The sequence below is a fragment of the Prevotella sp. P5-126 genome (assembly GCF_002251185.1).
GTDB lineage: Bacteria > Bacteroidota > Bacteroidia > Bacteroidales > Bacteroidaceae > Prevotella.
Genome location: NZ_NPIZ01000026.1, coordinates 1 through 6,834, shown reverse-complemented (window position 1 = coordinate 6,834; position 6,834 = coordinate 1). Strand labels below are relative to the sequence as shown.

The window sequence follows — 6,834 nt, the reverse complement described above, 5'->3', positions numbered from 1 at the left end:
GCTCCTGTCTATCTCACCAAGGCTGAATCGGATGGCGGCGCATGCATCGCAGCTCCCTATCAGATCACCCAAGGCACGCTGCCCTCTATCTCGGTGAAGGGTACTGGCGACAAGGCGGTGACCAGCATCAACCTCGGAGGTCTCGCCATCGACGAGAATACCACGGTGAAGGACTTCGCCAAGGCGGTGGTGACCAACAATCCGGAGTTCGACTACGGCGACCAGATCAGCTTCTACAAGGTGTTGCAGCGTCTGAACGCGGAAACTCAGATTCCCTACTGCGCCTTCAGTGCAAGCTACGTAGTGCTCGACAAGGAATCGACTGCGAAGCTCTGGGATCTCGTTGACAAGGTGGGATTCGCTGCAAAGGAGGGTTTCCTCGCCCATGGCGAGAACGAGGGCGACGGTGTGTTTGCCTGGGTACACAGTCGCAACGACTACGGCAAGACCAAGGTATCGACCCAATACCTCATCGACAACAACAGCATGTTGCAGGCGTACAAGACGGACGATGCGTTCACCAAGGCGTGCACGAGCTACGGCAGTAGCGCCGATGTGTTTCTCACTCCCGACGGCAACGGTTCGGTAGCTCCCGTCACTCCCGCTGTTCCCGATGTGACTCCTACCGATGGGAAGTTTGAGGTCAAGCTCCTCGCCAATCCCTCTGTCGGTGGCACGGTGACCGGTGCAGGTCGCTACCCTGCGGGTCAGTCGGTGGAGATTAGTGCCTCGCCTGCCGAAGGTTACCAGTTCAACCGATGGAGCGATGGCGACACCAATGCCTCACGCAGCATCACGCTCAGTTCAAACACCGCCCTCACTGCCTACTTCAAGTCGGATAGCGACGCTGGTGATCAGGAACCCGGTGGTGGTGGACTGGAAGGCTGAACCACAGAGTCCTGCGGAACGTCCGCGGGACTCTTTAACCCCCACATTTAGCGTATGAAACGAATACTCTCATTAGCCAGTTTCGTCTGTGCTATCCTCTTCGCTACAGCTGGCATGATGATGCCTCCGCAAGGTGAGATTTCGGGATCCGTCCTCATCCTCGTTGCCCAGCTCTTGATACTGTGTGCCACCTTCCTCGGCATTAAAGACTATCACAACATCATCAACAGAAAACTATGACTCAAGATTCTAAAAACAAGTGGAGCGTCATCATCAACATTGCTTTGACCACCATCACCGCCGTGCTCTCGGCCCTTGGTTTCACCATCGGGTGACACTCCCTCTGGCAAACCCATGAACCGCCCCGTGTGGTTCGTGGGTGTTTTTTTATCCACGGAGAACACGGAGGACACGGAAAAAGATTCTCGTTAAAGATTATTCTAAAGATTTTCGTTAAGATTTACACCATAGGTTATTTTTGTCGCGACTCGGCAAAGAATAAATTTTTGGATTTATTCTCTGCTCTCACTGCTCCAAAAATTCGAGCATCTCCGATGCGATCCATAATAAATTCGTCCCCAAAAGCGAGGTATTCGAGCGCATTTTCAGTCGAGATTTTTGTTAAAGATTATATTTTTAGTTGCCTGTCGGCAAGAAATCTTTGGAGGAAATCTTTAATAAAAATATGGCCTATGGCCAGAAATCAATCATCGGAATTTAGACGGTCACACGAAAAGACACGGATTCTAGTTAAAGATTATTCTAAAGATTTTTGTTAAGATGTCGAGCCGAGGCGATCCAAAATAAAACCCTTCCCAGAAGCGAGGTATTCGAGCGCATTTTCAGTCGATATTTTTGTTAAAGATTTTGTTTGCTGCCTCCTGAATTACAGATTATTTCTTGCGAAGCAACATCTTAAACAGGATTTCCTCCAAAGATTTCTTGCGCTCGGCAACCAAAAAAATCCACGGATCACACGGAGGACACGGAGAAAGATTTTCGTAGGATGATAAAGACCACTCCCTCAGACTTCAAACCTCAGACTTCAGACTTCATTTTTGCGTTACAGTTGTTACAGTTACAGTTTTGAAAAGCAAAAACAGGTGCGTTTAGACCTCATGAATCGTTCTTCGACGAAGGCCTGACTACAGAAAATAAAGACGAATGACAACTTTTTCTTCCCACATCTTCTCATCTTTCATTTTATTTTTATAAATTTGCATGGAAAATCGTAACACAGGGGAATTACTCCCCTATCATTCTTAAAACCCAAAAACTGTGCATCAGTCATGATGTCGTTGACCTGTCCCTGTGACATCTTGAAACCTTGCTTGCATCTCGCATGCAGTATTGGTTTGAATAAAACCGAAGCTATATGACGAAAGAGAATAAAGAAATGCTATTGAGCCTCATTCAACAACACAAGGAGTTAGGCATTAGTGAGCAGATAGACTACGAAAAGTTCTATCTGTACTCTATCATCACGCACTCCACAGCCATCGAAGGTTCTACTGTTACAGAATTGGAAGCTCAACTGTTGTTTGATGAAGGCATCACATCACAAAAGCGCACCTTGGTAGAACAACTGATGAACCTTGACCTTAAAACAGCATACGACTATGGCATGAAGTGGATAAAACACCATGAAGCTATTACTGTAAATTGGCTAATCACACTTGCATCAAAGGTTATGGCTCGTACTGGAAGTGAATATCATTCTCTTGGGGGAGATTTCTCTGCAGCCAAAGGCGAATTAAGAAAACTGAATGTGACAGCAGGCTTTGGAGGAAAGTCGTATATGTCGTACTTGAAAGTACCCTCAAGACTTGAAGCATTCTGTGAGGAACTGAACAAACGCCGTATGGCGATTGATAAGACAGATATTGCAGCTATCTATGAACTAAGCTTTTGGGCACATTTTGAATTGGTTTCCATTCACCCTTGGGCTGACGGTAATGGCAGAACATGCAGACTATTGATGAATTTGCTCCAAATAGAATATGGTGTGTTACCCACCAAAGTGCTTAGGGAGGATAAAGCTGAATATATTCAGGCTTTGATAGACACAAGAGAGAATGAAGATATTCAGATATTTCTGGACTGTATGACCCAATTGCATTGTAAGCATCTTAAATGGGATATCGACCAATTTATCAAGTCTATAGCAGAGGAAATGGTCGATAAAATTGATTTTGCAGAGGAAATGGTCGATAAATGGTCGATAAAGCCAGCATTAGCTAAGAAATTGGCCGATATTTTAATTTTTGCAGACGGAAAGGATGAAATCACAACAGAGATCATCACCAAGCAATTTAACCTAACTCAAACAACTGCCAAACGTTACCTGCGCCAACTTACGGAGTTCGGCTATATCGAAGCACAAGGCGGCAATAAGAACAGAACATATAAAAAGAAATAACGATATATGGCTAAGAATTTCGATTATATCCTGCTTTTAGCAAAGGAAGTGCCAGGGTTCAAACGCTTGTCACAGGGACGGGTCAATGACATCAACACCAAGCGTTACAGTTGACAGTTGACAGTTTCCAAAAATGATTTTTTTGCGGTACAGATAACAAATAACAGATAACAGTTTGGGGAAAGCAAAAACAAGGGCCATTTTGACCTCCTGTATCATTCTTCGATAAAGGCCTGGCCAAAGAAAATGAAGATGAATATAAATTTTTCGGTCAGCATCTTCCAACTCTCATTTTATTTTTATAAATTTGCATGAAAAATTGTAAAACAGGGGAATTACTCCCCTATCATTCTTAAAACCCAAAAACTGTGCATTATTCTTGATGTCGTTGACCTGTCCCTGTGACATCTCAAGGGTCAAGGGCCCCCCGACCCTTAGAGAAAAATTGTGCTCCTATTCTGTAGCCAATTCACTAATCATAGAAGGCTTGATACCTTCAAACAGGATCCTTACATTATTTGCTTTGTATTTTATGATTCCGATATTCTCTAATTGGCGGCTATTGAACTCGTACCATGCAACAGGTGCTTGTTTGTCATCTACAAGAACAATCTTTATGCCTTCGTGAATATCGCAAGGGAGAATCTTCAATTCTCCTGATGTATTACAATTAACAATTCGTTGATTCATACCAATTTTTGAATTATCGTATTTTTATATCCTTGAACTTCCAGCCCTTCTTGTCTTGTTCTGCTATGAGAAATGATTTGGTTTTTGGGGGTATGGCAGGAAATATCAGTGCAAATTTCAAGATCTCACCAGACTTTTCAAATGTTGACATGTATGGATCTATTGCAACGTTTTCAGCCCTTTTAAATTCAAGTTTGTTTGTACCCGAAGCCTTGATATACGTTCCACTTTTCACGTTAAACCTGTCAAAGACTGTATTTGTAAATTCAAATTCCACTCTCGTCTCTGTTGACGACAAGGCAATTCTGCTAATTCTCAATCCATCCGAGATGCTGTATGGTGTTGGATAGAATCTATATTGGGGATAATCTATTACTTTATCATAGCGAGCGTAATCAAAATTATCAAATGGATGAGCCATTGCATATAACCGCGCTCTATTCTGCTCTTCTAACAAACGTGCTTTTCTCTGGACTTCAGCTTTGTATGCTTCCAACTCTGCTTTTGTACCAAGTTTACCTCCTATAATCTCTCCTTCACCATTTGCAATAGGAATGAAGCAATAAGGATGATTAGCTATCCAATCCGTTTTTTCTTTCAGACTCATGTCAGAGCATTGCCGTATACTTTGTACAGCCGCTTGATATTCGTTAGCAGTTCTTATACGTGCCATCAATTCTGGGTCATTCGCTATTTCGCCTTGTTTACGAATAGCATAGCTTCTTGCGTCATATGGTCCAAGTCCTCTCATTGATTCATAGCTTCGTGCTATCTTCTTCTTATAGTCATCAAACCAAAGCAGAGTCTCCTCATCGTTGTAAAGTTTCCCACCATATTCAGCAAGCAATAATTGCAATTTGCTATATTGCTCATTCGCTTCGTTACTAACTCGGTCAAGCTTTTCTAAAGACTGTTGGAGAATCGTGTAATCTTGCTTTATGGGCTTATAGACAAACGGCTGAAACTGTGCGGGCTGAAACTGTGCGTAAGCACATGTTGTAACCATTGATAGTAGTAAAAATGCCTTTCTCATAATTTATGCTATTAACATTACCTTAATTCCGCAACACTTTGATTTAACTTTATTTATAAGTTCCTGAGCAACAAAAAGTTGCAGGATTTTGTCATGTCAGATTTTTCACTTATCTTAGTGTTTTAATTCAAAACAAGCGTAAATCGTAACAAGACATGGCAAAGGTACAAATATAATCCGAAAAACTCACACCTTTTGGAGGAATTTTTTCAATCATGGAGCAATTTGACTCCATGCTTTCACCTATTATCGACCAGACACTTGGTCAGAGATGCCGCAGTATCATCGGATACCAGTACAGCGATGTCACAGGGACATGTCATTGACATCATGACTTATAATTCTTACAGCTTACAGTATTACAGTTTTCGGATCATCGGAATTTAGTCGGAAATATAATCTTAAACGAAAAATCCTCGATGTGAATCGGGGATTTTTTGTTTTTATTAAAAATAATCAATAAAAAAATTGTAAATATGAAGAAATAAACATAACTTTGTGAAAAATAAATAATTAAATACATAACAACTATGGAGATATTAGCACTTTTACCTGTACTTTGGGTTATTCTTTACATCGCCCAGCGTGGAGAAAAATAATTATTTATAAAAAATGTCACAGGGACGGGTCTATGACTTCGGCTACCAAACGGCTGTTCTTGTCTGCGAGAAGAAATCGCCTCGTGGCGAGCGACTGAAAGAGGAAGCAATCAAGAATGGCTGGTTGAAGGAAAATGCACAAAAACCGTCAGAAATGACGGAAAAAGATGTTATGGACAATCAAAAACCGTCAAATGTGATGGAAAATGAATCAAAAACCGTCACAGAAACAGAAAAACCTTCTTTCCCTAACTTGATGGTTCAAAATGTGTATCAGGCTATCAAGATGAACAGAAAGGCCAAGTATTCTCAACTTGAGGATAACCTCGGTGTATCTGAAAGTACGATACTACGTGCTATTGGTTGGCTCAAAGCAAATGGATACATTAATCCGGTAAAATCAAAAGTAAAAGGCGAGTGGCAACTCCTATAGTTGGCACGTAATCGTGTTCGCAGTTGGGATGAACCATCATTCACTATGCAAGCACAGGCTAGGAATGCCCCTCAACATCCTCAAGCTCCTAAGATGTCATACATATCTTCTTCACAAAGAATCTTTGCAAAAGGATATGTACATTTATATCGCAGATTAAGTGTCCGTGAATGTGCAAGAATACAAACATTCCCAGATAATTTCAAATTCATCTATCAAGATGTAAAGTATGGGTATAAAATGGTTGGTAAAGAATGTCACAGGGACAGGTCAATGACATCAACACCAAGCGTTACAATATAACAATATAACAGTTTCCCAAAACGATTTTTGCGTTACAGTTACAGTATTACAGTTTTGAGAAACGGAATTTTTTGGTTGCTTCGCAAGAAATAATCTGTAATTCAGGGAGGCAGCAAACAAAATCTTTAACTAAAATCCTTGACGAGAATGCGCTCGAATACCTCGCTTCTGGGAAGGGTTTTATTTTGGATCGCCTACGGCTCGACATCTTAACTATAATCTTTACAAGAATTTAACTATAATCTTTACAAGAATAGTTAAAGATTTTTGATATCAGCCTGTCTAGGTAAATACTTTTGTCCTTACAGGACGTAGGTGTATATGTTACATCAAGTCCGCAGGGTGTTACCCTGGGCTAAGGAAGCCATTGGGCCTTCAGCCCGTTGTTGCTTGTATATCAAATCTTGCGAAGAATCCAAAAAAACATCCGTTTAAATTCCGATGATTGCTTAGAGTGTGCTCCGTGGAT

At 41.5% G+C, this 6,834-nt stretch carries 7 protein-coding genes and 1 pseudogene; 6 read left to right on the top strand and 2 right to left on the bottom strand.

Annotated elements, in window-relative coordinates:
* From CIK90_RS14090 to CIK90_RS02245, 4 genes are all read left to right on the top strand, one after another.
* Positions 1 to 888, top strand: an 888-nt coding sequence (locus tag CIK90_RS14090) for a hypothetical protein (protein WP_216820904.1), incomplete at its 5' end; no start/stop codon positions are given.
* Positions 889 to 942: 54 nt separating this feature from the next.
* The gene (locus tag CIK90_RS02250; protein ID WP_094464247.1) at positions 943 to 1,128 is read left to right on the top strand and encodes a hypothetical protein; all 186 of its coding nucleotides are present in this window, start codon (positions 943 to 945) and stop codon (positions 1,126 to 1,128) included.
* On the top strand, positions 1,125 to 1,223 hold the full coding sequence (locus CIK90_RS14085; RefSeq protein WP_158214619.1) for a smalltalk protein: 99 nt from the start codon (positions 1,125 to 1,127) through the stop codon (positions 1,221 to 1,223). The genes CIK90_RS02250 and CIK90_RS14085 overlap by 4 nt, the downstream gene beginning before the upstream one ends.
* A gap of 1,040 nt (positions 1,224 to 2,263) precedes the next feature.
* Positions 2,264 to 3,307 carry a Fic family protein gene (locus tag CIK90_RS02245; RefSeq protein WP_094464246.1) on the top strand — a complete coding sequence of 348 codons (1,044 nt, stop codon included), beginning with the start codon at positions 2,264 to 2,266 and terminating at the stop codon, positions 3,305 to 3,307.
* A gap of 453 nt (positions 3,308 to 3,760) precedes the next feature.
* Here the strand turns inward: CIK90_RS02245 and CIK90_RS02240 are convergent, their stop codons facing one another.
* Together CIK90_RS02240 and CIK90_RS02235 are read right to left on the bottom strand one after the other, a co-directional pair.
* Complete coding sequence (locus CIK90_RS02240) at positions 3,761 to 3,997, bottom strand: hypothetical protein (protein ID WP_094464245.1); 237 nt, start codon at positions 3,995 to 3,997, stop codon at positions 3,761 to 3,763.
* 13 nt (positions 3,998 to 4,010) lie between these two features.
* Positions 4,011 to 5,030 carry a hypothetical protein gene (locus CIK90_RS02235; protein ID WP_144007201.1) on the bottom strand — a complete coding sequence of 340 codons (1,020 nt, stop codon included), beginning with the start codon at positions 5,028 to 5,030 and terminating at the stop codon, positions 4,011 to 4,013.
* A 612-nt stretch (positions 5,031 to 5,642) separates the two neighbouring features.
* Here CIK90_RS02235 and CIK90_RS02230 point away from each other — a divergent pair.
* A complete protein-coding gene (locus tag CIK90_RS02230) occupies positions 5,643 to 6,062 on the top strand; it encodes a hypothetical protein (RefSeq protein WP_094464243.1) in 420 nt (139 codons plus the stop codon).
* Positions 6,063 to 6,311 (top strand): annotated as a pseudogene (locus CIK90_RS02225) (DNA cytosine methyltransferase); the annotation flags it as partial.
* Positions 6,312 to 6,834 lie beyond the last annotated feature (523 nt).

Excerpts from the sequence above, each read along its gene's own strand:
- CIK90_RS02250 (WP_094464247.1), top strand. The coding sequence starts at position 943 with ATGAAACGAATACTCTCATTAGCCAGTTTCGTCTGTGCTATCCTCTTC.
- CIK90_RS14085 (WP_158214619.1), top strand. The coding sequence starts at position 1,125 with ATGACTCAAGATTCTAAAAACAAGTGGAGCGTCATCATCAACATTGCT.
- CIK90_RS02245 (WP_094464246.1), top strand. The coding sequence starts at position 2,264 with ATGACGAAAGAGAATAAAGAAATGCTATTGAGCCTCATTCAACAACAC.
- CIK90_RS02240 (WP_094464245.1), bottom strand. The coding sequence starts at position 3,997 with ATGAATCAACGAATTGTTAATTGTAATACATCAGGAGAATTGAAGATT.
- CIK90_RS02235 (WP_144007201.1), bottom strand. The coding sequence starts at position 5,030 with ATGAGAAAGGCATTTTTACTACTATCAATGGTTACAACATGTGCTTAC.
- CIK90_RS02230 (WP_094464243.1), top strand. The coding sequence starts at position 5,643 with ATGTCACAGGGACGGGTCTATGACTTCGGCTACCAAACGGCTGTTCTT.